Origin of the sequence: Rubripirellula tenax (genome assembly GCF_007860125.1) — a bacterium.
In the GTDB taxonomy this organism is placed as follows: Bacteria; Planctomycetota; Planctomycetia; order Pirellulales; family Pirellulaceae; genus Rubripirellula; species Rubripirellula tenax.
This window is the reverse complement of the sequence record NZ_SJPW01000003.1, coordinates 563,248-582,880: the sequence shown is the minus strand read 5'-3', so window position 1 is coordinate 582,880 and position 19,633 is coordinate 563,248. Positions and strand designations below refer to the sequence as shown.

At 57.5% G+C, this 19,633-nt stretch carries 12 protein-coding genes; 6 read left to right on the top strand and 6 right to left on the bottom strand.

All coding sequences use genetic code 11. The annotated features are described in order from the left end of the window. Positions 1 to 8 precede the first annotated feature (8 nt). Positions 9 to 3,569: a family 16 glycoside hydrolase gene (locus Poly51_RS12970; protein ID WP_146458109.1), complete on the bottom strand. Its 3,561-nt coding sequence runs from the start codon at positions 3,567 to 3,569 to the stop codon at positions 9 to 11. A gap of 206 nt (positions 3,570 to 3,775) precedes the next feature. Between Poly51_RS12970 and Poly51_RS12965 the strand changes: the two genes are divergently transcribed. From Poly51_RS12965 to Poly51_RS12945, 5 genes are all read left to right on the top strand, one after another. Then, positions 3,776 to 6,049: a hypothetical protein gene (locus tag Poly51_RS12965; protein WP_146458107.1), complete on the top strand. Its 2,274-nt coding sequence runs from the start codon at positions 3,776 to 3,778 to the stop codon at positions 6,047 to 6,049. Further along, the gene (locus Poly51_RS12960) at positions 6,043 to 7,599 is read left to right on the top strand and encodes an Hsp70 family protein (RefSeq protein ID WP_146458105.1); all 1,557 of its coding nucleotides are present in this window, start codon (positions 6,043 to 6,045) and stop codon (positions 7,597 to 7,599) included. Before Poly51_RS12965 ends, Poly51_RS12960 begins: the two co-directional genes overlap by 7 nt. Positions 7,600 to 7,746: 147 nt before the next feature. Then, positions 7,747 to 8,529, top strand: a complete 783-nt coding sequence (locus tag Poly51_RS12955) for a TVP38/TMEM64 family protein (RefSeq protein ID WP_146458103.1) — start codon at positions 7,747 to 7,749, stop codon at positions 8,527 to 8,529. Positions 8,530 to 8,582: 53 nt separating this feature from the next. Beyond that, the gene (locus Poly51_RS12950; RefSeq protein ID WP_146458101.1) at positions 8,583 to 10,142 is read left to right on the top strand and encodes a mercuric reductase; all 1,560 of its coding nucleotides are present in this window, start codon (positions 8,583 to 8,585) and stop codon (positions 10,140 to 10,142) included. 284 nt (positions 10,143 to 10,426) lie between these two features. Further along, positions 10,427 to 11,410 (top strand): ornithine cyclodeaminase family protein, encoded by a 984-nt coding sequence (locus Poly51_RS12945; protein WP_246114465.1) that lies wholly within the window; start codon positions 10,427 to 10,429, stop codon positions 11,408 to 11,410. Between the two features lie 101 nt (positions 11,411 to 11,511). Here Poly51_RS12945 and Poly51_RS12940 read toward each other — a convergent pair whose 3' ends face one another. Beyond that, a complete protein-coding gene (locus Poly51_RS12940; RefSeq protein WP_222435843.1) occupies positions 11,512 to 12,372 on the bottom strand; it encodes a TrkA C-terminal domain-containing protein in 861 nt (286 codons plus the stop codon). Between the two features lie 346 nt (positions 12,373 to 12,718). Between Poly51_RS12940 and Poly51_RS12935 the strand changes: the two genes are divergently transcribed. Next, positions 12,719 to 15,850 (top strand): error-prone DNA polymerase, encoded by a 3,132-nt coding sequence (locus Poly51_RS12935; protein ID WP_146458097.1) that lies wholly within the window; start codon positions 12,719 to 12,721, stop codon positions 15,848 to 15,850. A gap of 8 nt (positions 15,851 to 15,858) precedes the next feature. Here the strand turns inward: Poly51_RS12935 and Poly51_RS12930 are convergent, their stop codons facing one another. The 4 genes from Poly51_RS12930 to Poly51_RS31280 all read right to left on the bottom strand — a co-directional run bounded on the left by Poly51_RS12930 (position 15,859) and on the right by Poly51_RS31280 (position 19,262). Continuing rightward, complete coding sequence (locus Poly51_RS12930; protein WP_146458095.1) at positions 15,859 to 16,689, bottom strand: hypothetical protein; 831 nt, start codon at positions 16,687 to 16,689, stop codon at positions 15,859 to 15,861. Between the two features lie 109 nt (positions 16,690 to 16,798). Then, on the bottom strand, positions 16,799 to 18,049 hold the full coding sequence (gene lpxB, locus Poly51_RS12925; protein ID WP_146458093.1) for a lipid-A-disaccharide synthase: 1,251 nt from the start codon (positions 18,047 to 18,049) through the stop codon (positions 16,799 to 16,801). Between the two features lie 287 nt (positions 18,050 to 18,336). Continuing rightward, positions 18,337 to 18,480 (bottom strand): hypothetical protein, encoded by a 144-nt coding sequence (locus Poly51_RS31285; RefSeq protein WP_246114464.1) that lies wholly within the window; start codon positions 18,478 to 18,480, stop codon positions 18,337 to 18,339. A 149-nt stretch (positions 18,481 to 18,629) separates the two neighbouring features. Further along, positions 18,630 to 19,262 carry a hypothetical protein gene (locus Poly51_RS31280; RefSeq protein WP_246114463.1) on the bottom strand — a complete coding sequence of 211 codons (633 nt, stop codon included), beginning with the start codon at positions 19,260 to 19,262 and terminating at the stop codon, positions 18,630 to 18,632. Between the last annotated feature and the right edge of the window lie 371 nt (positions 19,263 to 19,633).

The following is a 19,633-nucleotide window of genomic DNA, read 5'->3' as shown; positions in this document are numbered from 1 at the left end:
AGACGCATTTACCAGCGGATCGTTTCGGTGATCGAAACGGCGGGGCCGATCGGCAAGACCGCCCGAAGCGACTGAGCATCGCCAGTCGAAACGATCTGGCAGTCAGCGCCTTCTACAGAAATCGTGAACTTGTCATCGACGCGGAAACCGCCCGCCACGGGTAATATTTTTCCGGTCGCAAACTGCCAAACAATCGTCTGCGATTCATCCGATGCCCCGCGATCGACGGTGATCTTGCGAATCATCATGGGCTTCGCACCGGCGGGTGGCATGGGTGCATCCGTCACTTTGGTTTCGCCAATCGAGTAAGCGAACGTCGGGTTACCGGCCTGATCCAATCGGTAACCACCGAATCGGTAACCTCGATCACGCCCGATTTCCGTCGGCCAATCATCATCGATCGATGACAACACGGCGATCGGAGTCGACTCTTCGACGCGAATGACCGAATCACCGAGCGGTTCTTGGCGCCCTTGTCCGCGACCGACCCAGTGCAACGAGGCGTCGATAAAACTGTTTCGCCAAACACGGGCGAGAGTCATTGCTTCGGCGTCCCAAATCAAGTTGATGCCGTTGGGATAACCAACCGCTATCCCACGGGCGCTCAGATCGGTAAAGAAGTTTCGATAGACCCGCGGCTTCGTATCGGCTGCCAAGATGATCGCACCCGCCTTCAGTCCCTCGGGTTCTTTGGCTTGTTTTCCGTCGAGCAAGTATTGCCACATCGCGTCGATCTGCAGCGGCGGGTCACCGTCGTACAGATCCACGAGCGCCGACTTGCCGTCGACAAAACTGTTGGGCATTCGGGTTCCCGGTCGATAGGCCGTCGGATCTTGCAGATAACGGTGGAACCATTCGAATCGAAGGCGGTTCGTCATTTCCAGCATGTCGATTGCGCCGAGCCCGCCTCCCTTGTCGCCGCCGAAGCTGTGGCACTTGATGCACGCCAGCCCCTTGTTGCCGACGGCTTGGCGACCGGCCGCGACGATGTCTTCGTGACTTTGCGGATTGTTCGCGGCTTTGACGTCGGTGCGTCGATCAGTGGTGTTGAACGATTTGTGCAAACCTCGAAGTTCCTCGTACCCGAACGCCGGCATGCGGGTCAGCATGTAGTCACGCAGGTTGGCACCTTTGTCGATCGTCGAGGCAAAGTAGGTATCGTTGAGCTTGTCGCCGACACCATCCAACGCCGGCGGCAATCGGCCTTCCAATCCCATTTCCGGTGTGGTGCTTTGGAACACCGCGTCGCGAGAAATTTCGGCGCCGCCAAATTTGCCGTGTGCGTGACACGCGTAGCAATTCAGTCCGGCCATCGTCATATGAATTCGCTTCTCGTCGTCCACCGCGTCGGGCGTCGCCGACGACTTGGACTGCATCGCGGCAACGATCGAGGCTCGTTGGGCGGCATTCAATTCATAGTCGACCGCCGGGGCGGCCGGCTGTGCCGCCAAACATCCGCGATCGGCGTTCCATCCGTCGATCGCCGTGGCAACCGTAACGATTGCGTTCGAGTCATCCTCCATCGCGTGACAATTTTTGCAACCGGCGCTGACAAACCAGTTGCGTCCCTGTTCGACCAACCTTTTGTCGGCCGTGAACTTCGACGGTAAGAAGTCTAGATTCGCATGTGCCGGATCGGAGATCAAATTCGCGATCTTGGACTCACCAAAACTCGGCTCTACCATTGTCAGCGAAAGAGCCGCACCACCGCCAGCGTCGAAGTATTCGATTCGGATCGGGTAGACGCCGGCGGCGAGTTTATAGGTGGCTTCGACGGTGTTTTCGGCGTGGATAAAGTCATTGTCCAACCGGTTCTCGCCGATCGAGAACGCGCTGCCATCGTCGCTGGTCAAGCGAAAGGTGTACTCGCCATCGAAGGCGATCGGCAACAACGCCTCGAACACGACTCCGTAATTGTTCTTGGGTTGAATGTCGTCGATTTTCAAATCAGTCACCGTGTCGGAGCTGTCTAAATCGAGACTTTCGAAATCGGGCAATCGTTCCCATTTGCCGCGATAGATACGACGTTGAAACTTGGCCGCAGACGGTTGGATGGTGACGTCACCCGTCAGATACGCGGCGATTGCGAAAGCTTCTTCGGTCGTCCCAGTGAGAGCGGGCATGCGAAGGCCGGGACGAACCGCATGCGGGTTCTGTAGAAACCGAGCCAGCGAGACCAACGAGTATTTTTTGGCAAGGTTGCCCAGCGGGACCGACGTCGACGCAGGTGTCTTGTTCCCATCGAACCCGGCATGACATGCGACACAGCCGATGCGATGGTAAAGATCGCGGCCGGCATCGGCCATGTCTTGACTGGCGGCGCGATCCACCAAGTGGCCTTTGCCTTGATCAATCAAATAGCTGGCGATCGCGACGGCGCGTTCGCGTCGCGCCGGTTCATCAAGTCCCGGCCAAGGGTCGGGCATCGTAGTGCCCGGCTTGGCATCGTGTGGGTTGGCGATCATCGCGACCAACGCATCGGTTCGAACGCGCGAGACGACGTCCGACAAATGAGGCCCCCGCTGGGTCGGCAAGACACTGCTGTCGGCGCCCGCGTGACAAGCACCGCAGGCCAACGAACTGAGTAAGACTTGGCCGCCGTCGACGGACGGGTTAGAGCTGGCGGCAAAGAAACGTTCGAATCCGGGAACGATCGGGCGTCGAGCTTCTTTGTCCGAATCACGCGGCACGATCCACACGTTTCGAAACCGAACCGGGTTCCCGTGGTCTTGCAAGTCGATCGGTCCAGGCGTGGGGCCTTCGGGCAAGCGGGCTGCGCGTGTCGCGTTGGGAACGGCGACGTCACTTTGAACGATCACACCATTGAGCCGAACGCTCATCCGTGCATCGGCAATCTTCTTATCGTTTTCGTCGAATCGTGCGGCTGTGAAATCCACGTCGTACGTTTGCCAGGATCGTGGTGGATAGCAAACGTTGATGGCCGGGGGGCTGACGGTATAGATGCCGCCGGTTTCGTTGTCTTTGCCTTCGAGACCGAACGAATCAAGGATCTGTGTTTCGTAGCGACTTTGGTGATACACACCGCTGTTGCCACGGGCTTGTCCAGATGCTTTTGGCATGAACGGAGTTTGAAATTCGACGTGCAGTTTGTAGTCGCGGAAGACGTCTTTCGTTGTCGCACCTTCGGCAAGTAATCCGCCCTCGGCAAGCTTGCCCTTGGCCCAATGTTGATCGATCGAGGCTTGCGTTCCGTCAAACAAAACAACAGCACCGATTGGCGGTTGGGCATTGAGCGTGGGACTTTGTCGCTCGATTTTTTTCAGTCCCATCGAATCGGCAAGATTCGCCACGACATCGGCATCCCCCGAAACCCGCCGGGGCGGCGCCGGCTGGGCACCTGCACCGGGCAAGCCGCCTTCGTAGATCACCAGATCGAATTCGCCGTCACCGCGCCCGACCACTTGCATGCCGGTTTGATCGCCGACGTATTCGCCTTGAACCAGGAAATCGTCTTCCAGATCATCGGCGGGGCATCGATTCACCGCACCGACAAGACAGAATGAGAGGACCGAAAAGGCGATAAATCGTGACGGCACGCGAGAATGCATGGCAATCGGTGGGGTGGCGGGTTCGGATACGGGCAGGAACGCGGACTAAATTCGCGTGCGGCAATGATAATCTGAACAGACGTTTTTCGCTGGCGCATTTACCGCGTACAATCGCACCCGTCCGCCGGGGGCTTCATCGTCATCCTGGATTGTTGACTTCCGTATCCATTCGCTTGACTCGTTCGGCTCTGCCACGCTCGCCACTTATGTTTGATCCGCTTCACGAATGGCTCGGCATCCCGCCTGAACAACAACCGCCGAACCACTATCGATTGTTGGGAATCGATACGTTCGACAGCGATGGTGAAGTGATCGACGCAGCCGCCGACAAGCGATTGGCATATTTGCAACAAATGAGCGGCGGCGAGCACGCGGCCGATGCCGAGGATCTTTCCAATCAAGTTTCTGCGGCGCGACTGTGCTTGATGTCGCCACAACGCAAACGTGCCTATGACGAGCGGTTGAAACGACTCAGCCAAGCAACTTCGAACGTCGCAGAGCCGACCCCTGCCCCTGAGATCGCGCCCGTCATGCCTGCCGCCACAGCGCAACCGACGCCGGTTGTCGACCCGGTGACATCGCCGCAAGCGACTGCGCCTGTACCCGTCGTGCGAGTGCGGCGTCCGCCGAGAGTCCGTGGGGGACAGCCGATGCTGAGTTACTGGCACTATTCGACCCTCTTGGCTGTGTTGGGGCTGTTGTGCATCGGCGTTGCACTGAAGCGAGGCTGGGTGTCGCTCGACCCGCAGCGCGCGGCAAAGTTGGGCATCACCGTTGAGTCCCAGGCCTTGCCCGTCGACACGGCGCCGTCGCCCCAAACGATCGCTGATGCAAACCGAGACGAGACCGCTGACCCACCGGGTGGCACTGCGACGTCGAATCTTAAGCAAGCGACGATGGAACCATTGGCAACAAATGATGCATCGTCAAAGAATGAGTCACCTTTGGTGCCAACGCAGTCCGATGCGATAGCCAACCTCGGGCACCCAGCCACTGGCTTGCCCGCCGAATCGAGTGAGTCCGGTGAATCACAACCAAGCGTTGATCTAGACGTACTGCCATCGGGCCAACCGCTCGACGAGGCGATGTCGCTTGTCAGCGAGTTGTACAAAGAGAAATACCGCGACGCGAAAACCACGAATGAGAAAATTTCTTTAGCCCAGCAGATGCAGCAAGATGGCGTGCAAACGATTGACGACCCGGTCGGCCGATTCGCGCTTTGGAAAGTGGCCCGTGACATCTTGGTCCGCGAGGGTGCCTATGGTCCGGCGATCACCATCGTCGACTCGATCGGCGATGGGTACCGTGACGTCGACCGCGGCACGATGAAGATGGAAGTGCTGAAATCGACAGCAGACAAAGTTACCGGCAGCCAGATTTCTAGCTTCGTACGTGCCACAACCGACTGCATGGAAGAACTTTCCGCCACCGAACGCTTCGACGACGCTGCGAAGTTGGGAACGTTCGTTGCCCAGCACTTTGGGGACCGGATCGTGTCCACACGACGCCACGCGTTGGCCGCCGTCCAGTTGAAAGTCACCAACGACGCGAAACTGCTTGCGGACTACCAAACGGCCAAGAAGGCGTTGGCCCTTTCGCCCGACGACCCGATCATGAACCAGAAGGTCGGCGTATATTTGTGTCTGTACCGCGGCCGCTGGGACGAAGGTTTGAAATTCTTGGCCGCCGGTCCCGATGCTCCTATCACGACGGTCGCAACATCCGAAATCGTGGACAACAAAGACGTTAATTCCGCAATTGCGGTCGCCGACGGTTGGTACGACTTGGGCGACCGAATGCCCGACCCGCAAAGTCGCAACGCCGTGTTGACGCACGCGATGGCTTGGTATCTGGCAGCACAGGGCGCCGCAACGGGTTTGGTTCGCAAAAAGATCGACCAGCGTGTTGACGAACTGGTTGCGAAATACCCCGACCATCCGGTGACCAACACGATCTCGTTAGCAGGCAGCCCGCCGGCAAGCAGTGACGACCAAAGTCCGATGATTCTGGATCGACGCACGCGGACGAGCAGCGAGTTCCGCAGCATCGCGCGGGCTGACGATCGCACTTTGGTGGTCGGAATCGGCAGGCGACCGGATGGGCTGGGGCAAGCCGAGGCGGGGATCGAGCTGCGATCCGTCAAGAAGCTGACCGTCAAAGGATCGCTTACGCCCGCGGACATGGTCACGGTCGATGCGTTTACCAAGTGCGGGTTCGTCGTCGACTACCACACACCGGCCGGATACACTCGGCGTGTGTTTCTGGGGCTGGCTTTGGAACCAGGACGTACGTTCTCGAAAATGCCACTGTGGGGAACAGCAATGGAACCGGAAACCATCACCGACTTGGGACGCCGCGATTCTTACGACATCGACTTGCAGCGTTGGGCGCCGAAAGACTGGGACGGCCAAAGTTGGTTCTCGTTGGTGATCCAAAACGCGGGAACCGACCGTACACTCGAAGCAACGTTGTCATGGTGATCGATCCGGAACGAAAACTGGTCGTGGGAATCGACTTGGGCACGACCCGCAGTGTGATCGCGTGGGCAGAACCGGGCGGCAAATCAACAACGATCTTCAACAGCGAAGGTGAACCCACGACGCCGTCGGTCGTGTTGTTTGAACTGGATGGCGTGACGGTTGGAAAAGAAGCCGTCAAAGCATCGCGACTGCTGCCCGATCAAGTCGCTACCTTTGTCAAACGCGAAATGGGAAAAGACGGTTTTTCCAAGTCGATCGGTGGCAAGACGTATCCGCCCGAAATGATTCAGTCGCTGATTCTTGGGAAACTCAAACGCGATGCCGAATCGCGTTTGGGACGCCCAGTGGACCGCGCGGTGGTCACGGTTCCGGCCTATTTCAATGAACCCAAACGTCGATCCACGATTGCTGCGGGCGAATTGGCAGGCCTAGAAGTCTGCGCCGTCATCAACGAACCAACGGCGGCGGCGATCGCTTGGGGTGTCGACAAGCAATCCGAACTGCAAGGACCTCAAACGGTATTGGTCTACGACTTGGGCGGCGGAACGTTTGACGCTTCGCTGGTCCGCGTCGATGGAAGAAAATTCGACGTGCTGGCAACCGATGGCAACGCGATGCTGGGCGGCATGGATTGGGACAAGTGCCTGGCAAGATGGATCGACGACGAATTCGCCGCCCAATCCGGTGCCTACCCGTCACGATTGCCAGGCGGCGAAACGTTTCTGTTGCGAGAAGCCGAAGAGCTCAAGCACTCCCTGACGTCGCGACGGTCGGTTGACGTACGATTGGTGTTCGATTCCCACCGAATGCAATCCAAGATCACACGAGAATTGTTCGAAGAGTTGACGGCGCACTTGCTCGATCGAACGCGATTCACGATTTCCAAATTGATCAATGAATCTAAAATTTCATGGATCGAAGTCGATCGCATCCTGTTGGTCGGCGGATTGACGCGAATGCCGCAGATCCGAGAAATGTTGGCCAAGGAAACCGGCATCGAACCGGACGCGTCGATTTCGGCGGACGAAGCGGTTGCCCACGGCGCTGCGATATACGCTTCGATGCTAGAGTACTACGAGAGCGCGCATCAAGAAAATGCACCGGAAAACCCTCCGTCGCTTGAGCTAACGGATGTCAACTCGCATCATTTGGGCGTCATCGGGATCGACAAAAAGACCAACTGCCGCGTCAACCATATCATGATTCACCGCAACACACCTTTGCCGGTGACGCGAGTATCACGATTGGAAACGAACACGGACAATCAACCCAACGTCGTCGTTGAAGTGGTCGAAGGCGGTGACGCAACCGGCCGTCATTCGACGTCGATTGGTCGATGCGTGATTCACGGACTGCCGCCCCATTTGGCCGCCGGAACGCCCGTCGATGTGTCGTTCCGCTATGACACTGATGGACTGATCCATGTCGAAGCCGTCTTGCCGCGAACGGGCCAGCGGGCAAATTTGACCATCGATCGTTCAGCAGGGATGTCCGACGCCCAACGGGGCGAATTGGCTGACATCCTGTCCGAATTGGGCTTGGATGACTGATCCGTCGATCTGGTCCGTATTCGCGAGCGAATCCATCACGCGGTTTCCGTGCGGAAAACACAGCCGCCGGGCTGAGCCGCCTGGACGACAGTCGCCAAACTTGGCGGATACCGATGGAGGTGCGTCATATCAAGGAGAAGGAAAACCATGACGACCGAAATCGAAACGCCTCGCGGTAACAACGACTCTGGAAAAACCAAGAAAGTGGTCGTGTTTCTGTTTGTTGCGGCGATCATTTTGGTTGCCTACACGCAATTCGGTGACTTACTCAGCCTTTCGAGTCTGGCCAAGCAGGAAGCTCAACTCCGAACGATGCAAGCGGACCACCCTGTGCTGGTCTATGGGGCCGCGTTCTTGGTGTACGTCGTCGTCACCGGACTTTCGCTTCCCGGGGCCGCCGTGTTGACGTTGGTGTACGGGTGGTACTTCGGTTTGCTTCGCGGAGTCGTATTGGTCAGCTTTGCTTCAACCGCGGGTGCAACCGTCGCTTTTCTGTTGAGCCGATTCCTGTTTCGCGAAGCGATCGAAAAACGATTCGGACACCGGCTGCAAGGATTCAACGATGCTTTAGAAAGGGAAGGTCCGTCTTCCTTATTCACGCTGCGACTGATTCCGGCTGTGCCGTTTTTCGTCATCAACGCCGTGATGGGTTTGACGCCGATCCGCACAGGTACGTTTTGGTGGGTCAGTCAACTGGGCATGCTGCCTGCGACCATCGTCTATGTGTACGCCGGATCAAGCGTCCCCGATTTACAAACGCTCGCCGACGATGGCGTTGGTGCCGTATTCAACCGAAGCCAACTGATTCAGATCTCAAGTGCTTTCGTATGCTTGGGGCTGTTTCCGCTGGTCGTTCGGTTGGCGATGAAGTGGTATGGCCGCGACAGGATACCGCCAGGCATTTCCGGCGATGACGTATCCAACGCTTGATCGACACCGACGACTCAATTCGCCCACCGCTGACTACGGATCTCGAGAAACAAATGGCAACTTCCGACCTGATTCAACTGCAGCCTGCCGACGACCACAATCGCCAACTGCAAGCGAACGTCCATCCGCAGGATTGGACCAACCCGACGCCGCGTCGTCCGTACCACTTGGTCGTGATCGGTGCCGGCACTGCGGGGCTTGTCACCGCAGCCGGAGCCGCGGGATTGGGTGCACGCGTCGCGTTGATCGAACGAGAGCTGATGGGCGGCGACTGCTTGAATGTCGGCTGTGTGCCGTCGAAAGGCATGATCCGCGCGGCACGCGTCGCGGCAGCGGTGCGTGATGCACAACCTTTCGGAGTCCACGTTCCCGACGGCACGACGGTCGACTTTGGGCAAGCGATGGAGCGGATGCGGCGTCTGCGTGCAAAGATCAGCCCCAACGATTCGGCCAAGCGGTTTGCCGACATGGGGATCGATGTTTACTTCGGCAAGGGATCGTTTGTCGACAACGACACGATCAGCGTGACTCGCGACGACGGTTCAGTGACGCGGTTGAATTATAAGAAAGCCGTGATTGCATCGGGCGCCCGCGCATCGGCACCACCGATTCCCGGATTGGAAAGCGTTTCCTATTTGACAAACGAGACTTTATTCTCGCTGACGCAGCGGCCCGATCGGCTTGGCATTGTCGGAAGCGGCCCCATCGGCAGCGAGATGGCACAAGCATTTGCTCGCTTTGGTAGCGAAGTACACATGTTCCAACGTGGCGATCAGATTCTTCCACGCGAGGATGCGGAAGCTTCGGCGGTGGTGCAAAAGCACTTGGAACGAGACGGCATTCGACTGATGTTCCACAGCAAGGATATGAGCGTCAGCCCGACAAGCGACAACGCAATTCGCATCCGTGTCAATCAAAGTGGCATGCCGAGCGAGACGATTGTCGATCAGTTGTTGATCGCGGCCGGACGGGCGCCGAATACGGAGCACTTGAACTTGGAATCCGTCAACGTGAGGTACGACCGCGAGGGAGTCGAAGTCGACGATCACATGCGGACCACCAACCCTCGCATTTATGCTGCGGGCGACATCTGTTCGAAGTACAAGTTCACGCACGCGGCCGACTTCCAAGCGCGCATCGTGATTCAAAACGCGCTGTTTGCCGTTGGACCGTTTGGGAAGAAGAAGGCCAGCGACTTGGTCATCCCATGGGCAACGTACACGTCGCCAGAAGTTGCCCATGTAGGGTTGTACGAGAGGGAGGCCAAGAGCGCCGGCATCGAGATCGACACCTACGTCCAGCACTTTGCCGAAGTCGATCGTGCGGTTCTTGAAGGACAGGACGACGGATTCGTAAAAGTTCACACCAAGAAAGGTACCGATACGATTGTCGGCGCGACGATCGTTGCTGAGAATGCGGGCGATATGATTTCGGAGATCACACTGGCGATGGTCGGCGGCTTAGGTCTGGGGAAAATTGCCGCCGTGATCCATCCCTATCCGACGCAAGCCGAAGCGATTCGCAAACTGGGCGATCAATTCAATCGCACCCGGTTGACGCCGCTTAGCAAAAAGTTGCTCGACTTCCTTCGATGGGTCAACGTGGGCATCTGAGAGAACGTGCACTCGCACATTTTTTGCGTCTGCTTGTGCCGATGGGCGCGCCTGGATCGCATTCACTGTGCGGTAATCGCACGGAAATCAGCACTGTGCGTCTTGGTCCGAAACATGCGTTTCACTGAACAACGATGATGCAATCGATTGTGGCTAAGTCGCAGTCTTGCGTTACTCGTAATCGCAGAACGACCACGCAAGGTGAGGCAATGGCACAACACGAAATTAAATGTCGCTTCTTTTCTCAAGAAGATCTTTTAGGGTCCGGATGTCTCGATATCGGGATGTCGATCGAGGCGGCCGAAAAGGCCATGCTCGCTTACGAAGCGGGGGACGTTTTGTTTCCAGAAAAGATCGTCCAAATCTTCAACGATGAAACGCAAGAACGAATCAACTGCCTTCCGGCGACTTTCAAGTCCGACAAAATCTGTGGTGTGAAGTGGGTATCGGTGTTCCCGCCGAACCCGGTCAAACATGGCATTCAAAATCTGTCTGCGGTGATCATTCTTTCGGAGATCGAGCACGGCTTTCCCATCGCATTTATGGAGGGAACCCTTTGTTCCAACATTCGTGTGGGAACCATGGGCGCGATTGCGGCGAAACACTTGGCCAAGAAAGATTCCGAGACGATCGGTTTCATTGGGGCCGGGGAACAAGCAAAGATGCACCTGATTGCGATGAAGACGGTGCTTCCGGATCTTCGCTTGTGCCGAGTCGCAGCGAAGGATCCTGCTGAGGAAGTGACGTTCGTCAACGAGATGTCGGCGATTCTTCCCGGCCTGCAATTCGAGCAAGCAAACTCGGATCTGGAACGCGCCACCCGTAACGCAGATGTCATTGTCACGGCCACTAGCGCGCAAGCGCCGTTGTTGAAAGCCTCTTGGATGAAACCCGGTGCTTTCTACAGCCACGTCGGTGGCTGGGAAGACGAGTACGCGGTGGCGCTGGCTTGTGAGAAAATCGTCTGCGACGACTGGAACACGGTGAAGCATCGCACGCAAACATTGAGCCGCATGTACAAGGATGGCAAGCTTACAGATGACGACATCCACTGCGACTTGATCGATCTGATCAGCGGCAAGAAGAAAGGCCGCATGAACGACCAGGAACGTACCTACTTCAACGCCGTCGGTCTTGCCTACGTCGATGTTGGAATCGCAATGGCGATGTACCAGAGAGCGATGGAAGCCGGCATGGGACAAGACCTGCAAGTGCAGCACGACATGATCTTTGAACACGCCCGTCTGAAGGACTGGGTTCGCGTTTAGGTCTCAATGGTGCAAGAACAGCGTTCCCGTCGGCGATCGCGTCCTCGGCGACCGCAATTCGTTCGTTGCTGGTGTGATCGATCGCCTCGGTCTTGGATCCACTAGTTTTTTCCATCCGTCGTTTGAACGGCGTGGGCAGCAAGTTCGGCTTCGATTTCCTTTTTCGCTTCTAGCTTTGATTCCATTTCCTGAAGCCGAATTCGTTCCTGTTCTTCAAACTCATCCTGCTCTTCAACTGACTGAATGTGTTCCTTGTCGCCCTGGTAACCCGCACGACGACGATCGAGTTTTTCAACATCTTCCAGATCGCCATAGAGGATCAGCGTATCGTTGACGCGGACCACGTCTTCGCCACGCGGAGTTCCGTGGAAGATGCCTCCGGAACGACGAATGCTTAGCACGAGGATGCCTTCGTCGGAAAGTCGCAGTGAAGCCAGGTTCTTGTCGGCAAGCCAATCACCTTTTTCGACTAGCATTTCGGTGATTGCATAGCCTCGCGACAGTTCCAGCAGGGCGACGTAGTCACGGACGTCGATATCGGTGAATCGCTTCAAGCACCACGCGATCACGCGATTCATATGGCGTTCGATCCAGCGACTGGTAAAGACATACCACAGAGAGCTGACGCCGCCGACGAAAACCAACAGCAACCACCAACGGGCTTGTGCGGTCGAAGTGCTCGTGCTCATGACGGAAACCATCACGGTCGCACCGACCGTGGCCACCCCCAAGTTCCCCAATAACATGAGCGTCGCAACGATCTGTCGACGAACCGGATGCTTGACAATCATCTCGGATTCGTGAGTCGTGTAACCCGCACCGGTAAACGCCGATCGAGCCTGAAACTTTGCCGCTTCTCGTGACATCCCGGTAAACATTAGCGCCATCGCTGCAACGCGAGTGACGATCATTGACAGCGCCAATGCGGCCAACAAAGAAACAATGGGAAAGAGGCCGACCAATCAGGGACTCCAATCAACAGGACTTGCCGCTACTGTTTGCTCGAATTGAGGTTAGCCATCCGTTGAACGTCACGATCGACTTACCGGAACAGCCTAAACGCTGCTAATCCGTGTCGTGATTCATCGATGATGAAGACGCGAGACTTTGAAGAAGAGTGCCTGCCAAACAGTGCGAAAACCAGTCTAGTTCCGCGTCGATGTTCGCGATAGCCGGACGTCTATCGCGATTCGGTGATCCGAACCGTCAACGATGCCCCCGATCCAAGCGGCCAAGTCGGGGCTTGCTCGGTTGGCCAACAGAAACTAACGTGAACAAAAAGCCACCTCCGTTTGCCAATCGATTCCTATGCAGTACGCCGAACTGCACTGCAAAAGCAATTTTTCGTTTCTGGAGGGTGCTTCGCATCCCGACGAACTGGTCGAACGGGCGGCCGAACTGGGCTACCACGCGATCGCGCTTACGGATCGCGAGTCGCTTGCCGGCGTGGTTCGCGGATTGGCGCCTGCAAAAGAACAGGGGCTGAAGTACATCGTCGGCGCTGAGCTTCACCCCATCGACAGTCCTTCGATGGTGGTGTGGCCGACCGACCGCACGTCCTATGGGCAACTGTGTCGCTTGATTTCGCGTGGACGCTTGCGTGCCGAGAAAGGCACCTGCGAATTGCAGTTTTCGGACATCGCCGAATTCAGTGACGGTTTGATCGCCGGGGTGATTCCAACGATCGAGGAAGTGACCGGGGCGTCATCACCGCAGACGCCCAAGCTGGCAAAGTTTTTGCGATCGACGTTTCGCGACACGTTTGGCAGTCGCGGGTATTTGCTTTGCGAATTGCACCTGGGCGTCGACGACCAGCAATCCGTCGACCGACTGCGTCGTTTGTCGATCGGTTGCGATGTTCCGTTGGTTGCCAGCGGCGATGTCCATTATCACTCGCCGCCGCGAATGTTGATGCATGATTTGGTGACCGCGATTCGTCGTGGCATCACGATCGAATCGATCACGATCGATCGATTCGCCAACAGTCAACGTTGCCTGCGATCGCTGGATGACATTGCCAATCTGTATCGCGAGATTCCCGACGCGGTTGCTCGGACGATTGAGATCGCGGATCAGTGCGCGTTTCGTCTTGATGAATTGCGGTACGAGTATCCGGCGGAATTGGCGCCCTCGGGAATGAGTCAACTGGAACACTTGCGGCGTTTGACTTGGGAAGGCGCGTTGCAGCGATGGCCCGATGGAGTGCCCGACAAGGTGATCGAACAGATCCGTCACGAGATGCGTTTGATCGGCGACCTGCGGTACGAAGCCTATTTCTTAACGGTTTGGGATATGGTTCGCTTTGCCCGATCGCGAGGCATTTTGTGTCAGGGTCGCGGATCGGCGGCTAATTCCGCGGTCTGCTATTGCTTGGGTGTGACCAGCGTTGACCCCAGCCAAACGGATCTGTTGTTCGAGCGGTTCGTCAGCCGCGAACGCGACGAAGCGCCCGACATCGACGTCGACTTCGAACATCAACGACGCGAGGAAGTGATTCAGTATCTATACGACAAATACGGTCGCGACCGTGCCGGGATGACGGCCGTGGTCACCACCTATCGAACGCGCAGCGCGGTTCGCGAAGTCGGCAAAGCGTTGGGCGTTTCGGCGGATGCGATCGATGCGATTTCGAAACTGAGTGGCAGCGGCGAAGAATTTGACGAGCGTTGCCGATCAGGCGGACTGGACACCGCCAGCGACATCGGCAAGCGGTTTGTGTATTTGGTCAAAACGTTGGTCGGTTTTCCTCGCCACCTGTCCCAGCACGTCGGCGGCATGGTCATGACGGCTGGCAATTTGTGTGAATTGTGTCCGGTCGAAAACGCGTCGATGCCGGGACGGACGGTGATCCAGTGGAACAAGGACGACTTGGACGAGCTTGGAATTTTGAAAGTCGATGTGCTGGCACTAGGCATGCTATCGGCCATTCGGCGGTGCTTTGAGATGGTCGAAATGCATCACGGGCGCGAGTTGTCGCTCGCCAACATTCCGCCCGATGACAAGCCGACCTACGACATGATTTGCCGAGCCGACACAACGGGGGTGTTCCAGATTGAAAGTCGGGCTCAGATGAGCATGTTGCCGCGACTTCGGCCTCGCTGCTACTACGATCTCGTCGTCGAAGTCGCCATCGTGCGGCCCGGCCCGATCCAGGGCAACATGGTGCATCCGTTTTTGAAGGCTCGCGAAAACCCGTCGGCCGTCGTGTACCCCAACGACGCGATTCGCGGCGTGTTGGAAAAGACGCTCGGTGTGCCCATTTTTCAGGAACAGGCGATGCGGTTGGCGGTTGTCGCGGCCGGATTCACACCGGGGGAAGCCGACCAACTTCGTCGCGCAATGGCGGCGTGGCGGCGTCCCGGAGTGATCGACAAGTTTCGCATCAAGTTGCTTGATGGCATGAACGCCAATGGGTTGACCGGCGAGTTTGCCGAGCATGTGTTCAACCAAATTCGCGGCTTTGGCGAGTACGGATTTCCGGAGTCGCATGCGGCCAGTTTTGCGTTACTGGTTTACGCATCGTGTTATTTGAAGTGCCACTATCCGGCCGCGTTCTGTGCCGCGATTTTGAACAGCCAACCGATGGGTTTTTATGCGCCAGCACAATTGATATCCGATGCGATCAAGCACGGTGTCGAAGTGCGGCCCGTCGACATCAACCACAGCGATTGGGACACGACGCTGGAAGTCGCCAAAGAAACGATGGCGATCCGCTTGGGGCTTCGTACGATCAGCGGATTTGCTAAAACGCCAGGCCTCGCACTGGTGGAACACCGCCGAATCGGCGGCGCATACACTTCGATGAACGACTTGGTCCGACGCGCCGGCACCGGCAAAGGCGTGTTGAAGACGCTGGCGGATGCGGACGCGTTGGGGTCGTTGGCGACGGACCGTCGTGCCGCGGTTTGGCAATCGCTCGGCCAAGAGAAAAAACCGGGTGGGACACCTTTGCTGGATGCTATCGACGATCAGGACGATGCACCGGAGGGGTTGATCCCAATGACGGCCCAGGAAGAAGTGTTCGCCGACTATCAAACGACGGGCCTAAGTTTGAAGGCACATCCGATTTCGTTTGTGCGAGACGACTTGCGAGACCTTGGGTGTGTTTGCGCCGATGAGCTTGCTGATTTGCGAGACGGGCGACACGTTCGCGTCGCGGGCTTGGTATTGCTAAGGCAACAGCCGTCGACGGCCAAGGGTATCGTGTTTGTCACGATCGAGGACGAAACTGGATCGATGAACCTGGTGTTGTTCCAAGCCGTTTGGCAACGATTCTTTCGGATCGCAAAGACTTGCAACGGTTGGATCGTCGACGGGAAACTGGAAAACCGCAGCGGCGTGATTCACGTTGTTGTCAGCCGCGTCAGCGACCTGAGCACCGACGTTGATTTCGGTGGCGGCAACGAACGTTTGACGCCACACTCTCGCGACTTTCGATAGCGAGTGGGTTACAGAATCGATTCCGCAACAAGGCGTTCACGTTTGATTTGAACCAATTCGATGTGCCATTGGCCGACGTCGTTGGGGTCGATCAGGTATTGCATGAAAAACTGGACGACTTGGTCGCTTCCGTCCGCGCGCCAATTGACTTCTGCGCGGTCGATGCCGAATTGGTGGTAGACACGAACGGGGCTGTCGAGCTTCCAATCGGCCCCGGGTCCCTGGCGACGCATTTCAATGTGCGCGCCGTTGCCGCGGAACTCGTCGATCGCGGTAGGCTGCGATTCCATCGGCATCCCCGACTCGTCAGCTCCATCGCCATTCTGTTCTTCGTCGTTGACGTAGAAGTCGCTCAAGGGCATCGTTTCGGCGAATCGGTTTTTGTAGTCTTTGCCCAACTCGATGGCCAATTCCTCGAAGTCGTTGGCAACCAGTTCCATGTACTGGTGGGTGTAGTACTTGGCTTGAGATCCAAGCGTGTAGCTCTTCAACGCGACTACGCCGTACCCGCAGGCGGCGAAAGCGATTGCCAAGGAAAGGCCGATCATGGCGGGGGTCCGGCCCGCCGGTTTCCGCCCGTAATAGGGCCGCAGCGCGAACAAGCCGAACACGATCGCCAAAGCAGGGAAGACTAAGGCGGGCAATCCAACCAGCGCGACGACGCTGATCAGTCCCAGCAAAAGGCACACGTAGCCCGAGAATCGCAGCGGAACGACGCCCTCGATTTCTTCATACCCGGTTTCGGCGTGCATTTGCGGCACGCCGCCCAAAATCGAAGCGTTTTTGTCATCACCTTTCGGCGAAGCGGTGGCTGAATCGGTGGTCGAGTCCGCAGTCATGGATGCGTCAAAGTCGAAACGAAGGAAAACGAGCGAGGTAGAATCCGGACCGTCCCGGATCTCCTTGTCGCATTGCTACGCACGATCCTGTCGAAAGGTTTTCGACGATTTAGGCGGCTCGGCGAATTTCGGTCGCTGCGTATTTCGTTGGGTCGGGAAAAACGGCGTTCGGAATCGTTTGAGCAGGGGCGTCGGCCTGGGATTCCAAGCCCAACGAACCGCCGATCCACTGGGCCGCTCTCTCCGACGCGCCAGCTCGAGCGTGAACGGCTCGCAAGTCATCCAATTGGCGAAGCAGCGACTGGAAATAGAACTCGTCCCCGATCATGGCATCGACCGACGCGGTCAAGAATTCGATCGCAGGCTCTTCCGATCCCACCGAAACCATTTCTGGGAACACCGCACGATCCCCCATCAGATTCGGCAGCGTCAGGCTGCGAGTTTTGACCAACAGCCGGCCGACGGTGTACAGGAAACGCCCGACGCGATAGACCACAGTGGCGGGGGTTCGGCGAGCCATCAATTCCAACGAGACGCTGCCGCTGACCATCATCGCACAGCGGGCGACTTCGATGACTTCGCTGGTCCGATCGACAAAGAACTCGATCGGCAAATCTGCGTCCGCCGGTGTCATTTGATCGCGACACCACAAACACTGGCTGTCGCGATAGGCGGCGACTAAGAATTTGGCGTCGGGATGCTTCACCGCCAACCGGCGGATCGATTCCAACATCATCGGCCAATTGCGATGCACTTCGTGGTTGCGAGATCCGGGCAGCACCGCGACTAAGATTTCACCACGACGCGACTTCGCGCGAAGCTGGTCGACGGTGGGAGCGTCCAGAGTCGCGTTCTGAACAGCATCAAAGAACGGATGGCCGACGTAGGTCGAAGGAATTCCGGCGGCGGAAAAGTAGTTTTCTTCGACCGGCAAAACGGCCAGGACGTGATCCACCGACTTCCGCATTTTGCGAGTCCGCCAACCGCCCCACGCCCACAATTGGGGCGGACAATAATAGTAAACTGGGATGCCGTATTTTTTGGCGCGTTTGGCGATGTGCCAATTGAATCCGGGGAAGTCCACCAAGACGACCGCATCGACGTCGCCGGCGCGAAACACGTCCTCGGCTTGGTCAGCGAACGCAAAGAATTGGCGCAGCTTGGGCAGGACTTCTAGCAATCCCACGACGGCGTGCTGTGTCAGATCGAGGTCGATTCGGCAACCGGCCTTTTTCATTTCGGCGCCGCCGAAGCCTCGTGTCCGGACGCCGGGATAGTGATTTCCGATCGCACGGATCAGCCGACCAGCGTGCTGGTCCCCGCTGGGTTCGCCGACGGAAAAGAAGATGGTTTGGGACATGACCGACCACGAGACCGAATGTGCGGGGAAACAACCGACGTTTCGTCGCAGTCATCGATAGACAAAATCCGTTGGTGGCGTCAACGTCGACCGGGCTTGCAGCAAGCTAGCAATCGTTTTTCAAAAATCGGCCGCCCTCCAACCTCGCACTCAGTTGCCATCACGCTCCAGGCGACGGCTACTTTTGACGGTCCAAACCAAAAAAAACGACCCGCCGGAGTTTCCTCCGGCAGGTCGTTTTGTCACGTCACGTCTAGTTGGGATCAGTGGATCCTCACTTCGCTTTATCAGCGGGTGAAGACGGCACTGGCCTGAACGACGCGACGCTTTTGAGTCACGCTAGCACTTGGATCAACGATCGGTGCTGGTGGCATCGGAGCAGCTTCGATGTGCTGATGCGATTCCATCGGTGCAGCCATGGGAGCCGGCATCGGTGCCGAGTAGGTAGCTCCACCCGAGCAACCGCACGATGGTGCAGCAACTGCACCGGCGTAGGTTGGTGCCGAGCAACCGCAACCCGAGTCGCAGCCGGTGTCGCAACCGCAGCTGCTTTTGCAGCCGAGGTTGCCGAACAAACGGTTCAGCAAGTTGCCGCTACCGATTTTGCACGATCCACAGCCGCTGTCGCATCCGCTATCGCAAGTCGCCATTTCGCAACCGCAAGCGGGTGCTTCGCAGCCGATGCTGCAACCCGAGTCGCATCCGCAAGCGTTGTTACGGCTGAACAGCTTCGACAGCAATCCGCCACACTTCGCTCCCGATCCGCAACCGCAGCCGCTGTCGCAAGACGCGACTTCTTCACAGCCGCAAGGTGCCGAGACTTCGCAGCCGCAAGCTGGTTCGTTGCAACCACAGTCGCCACCGCCGAGCTTCGACAACAGGCCACACCCGGAGCTACCGCAACCGCAAGCTGGTGCTTCGCAACCACATGCTGGTTCAGCCGAGCAACCGCAAGCTGGTTCGGCACATCCGCAAGCTGGTGCTTCGCAACCACATGCTGGTTCAGCCGAGCAACCACAAGCTGGTTCGGCACAACCACAAGCAGGTGCTTCGCAACCGCAAGCTGGTTCAGCCGAGCAACCGCAAGCCGGAGCTTCCATTGCACAGCCGCAAGCTGGTGCTTCGCAACCGCAAGCTGGTTCGGCACAACCGCAGTTGTTGCCGCCAAGCTTCGATAGCAATCCGCATCCGCCGCAGGCAGATTCGGCGCCACAGGCTGGCTCTACAGCACAGCCACAGGATGGTACTTCGCAGCCCGAGTCACAGCAGCTGTTGGCACTGCCACAGCCCTTGATTCCGAGCATACGATCCAAAAGGTCAAAACCAAAGCTTTGGCTGCACAGGGTACAACCAATAACCAAAGTCATAGTAGTGATAATCCGCTTCATTGGAGCCACGTCTCCCTAATCTCTTCGTTGTGCGGTCTGATATTCGGAGTATGCGAAACACGAGATGCCCCTGGGTCGAAACTTCAATCGAACAGGGACGAGGCGCACTCGGCGGACGAAGACGCCAGCGAACATGCCTCGATTCCCTCAGCGACCACTTAACGAGCCGGGTGCGGACACCCGGCCCGCCGACTTC

Bases quoted from the DNA above. Each gene is read 5' to 3' on its own strand.
- Poly51_RS12970 (WP_146458109.1), bottom strand. From the start codon at position 3,569: ATGCATTCTCGCGTGCCGTCACGATTTATCGCCTTTTCGGTCCTCTCA.
- Poly51_RS12965 (WP_146458107.1), top strand. From the start codon at position 3,776: ATGTTTGATCCGCTTCACGAATGGCTCGGCATCCCGCCTGAACAACAA.
- Poly51_RS12960 (WP_146458105.1), top strand. From the start codon at position 6,043: ATGGTGATCGATCCGGAACGAAAACTGGTCGTGGGAATCGACTTGGGC.
- Poly51_RS12955 (WP_146458103.1), top strand. From the start codon at position 7,747: ATGACGACCGAAATCGAAACGCCTCGCGGTAACAACGACTCTGGAAAA.
- Poly51_RS12950 (WP_146458101.1), top strand. From the start codon at position 8,583: ATGGCAACTTCCGACCTGATTCAACTGCAGCCTGCCGACGACCACAAT.
- Poly51_RS12945 (WP_246114465.1), top strand. From the start codon at position 10,427: ATGTCGATCGAGGCGGCCGAAAAGGCCATGCTCGCTTACGAAGCGGGG.
- Poly51_RS12935 (WP_146458097.1), top strand. From the start codon at position 12,719: ATGCAGTACGCCGAACTGCACTGCAAAAGCAATTTTTCGTTTCTGGAG.
- Poly51_RS12930 (WP_146458095.1), bottom strand. From the start codon at position 16,689: ATGACTGCGGACTCGACCACCGATTCAGCCACCGCTTCGCCGAAAGGT.
- lpxB (WP_146458093.1), bottom strand. From the start codon at position 18,049: ATGTCCCAAACCATCTTCTTTTCCGTCGGCGAACCCAGCGGGGACCAG.
- Poly51_RS31285 (WP_246114464.1), bottom strand. From the start codon at position 18,480: ATGCCGGCTCCCATGGCTGCACCGATGGAATCGCATCAGCACATCGAA.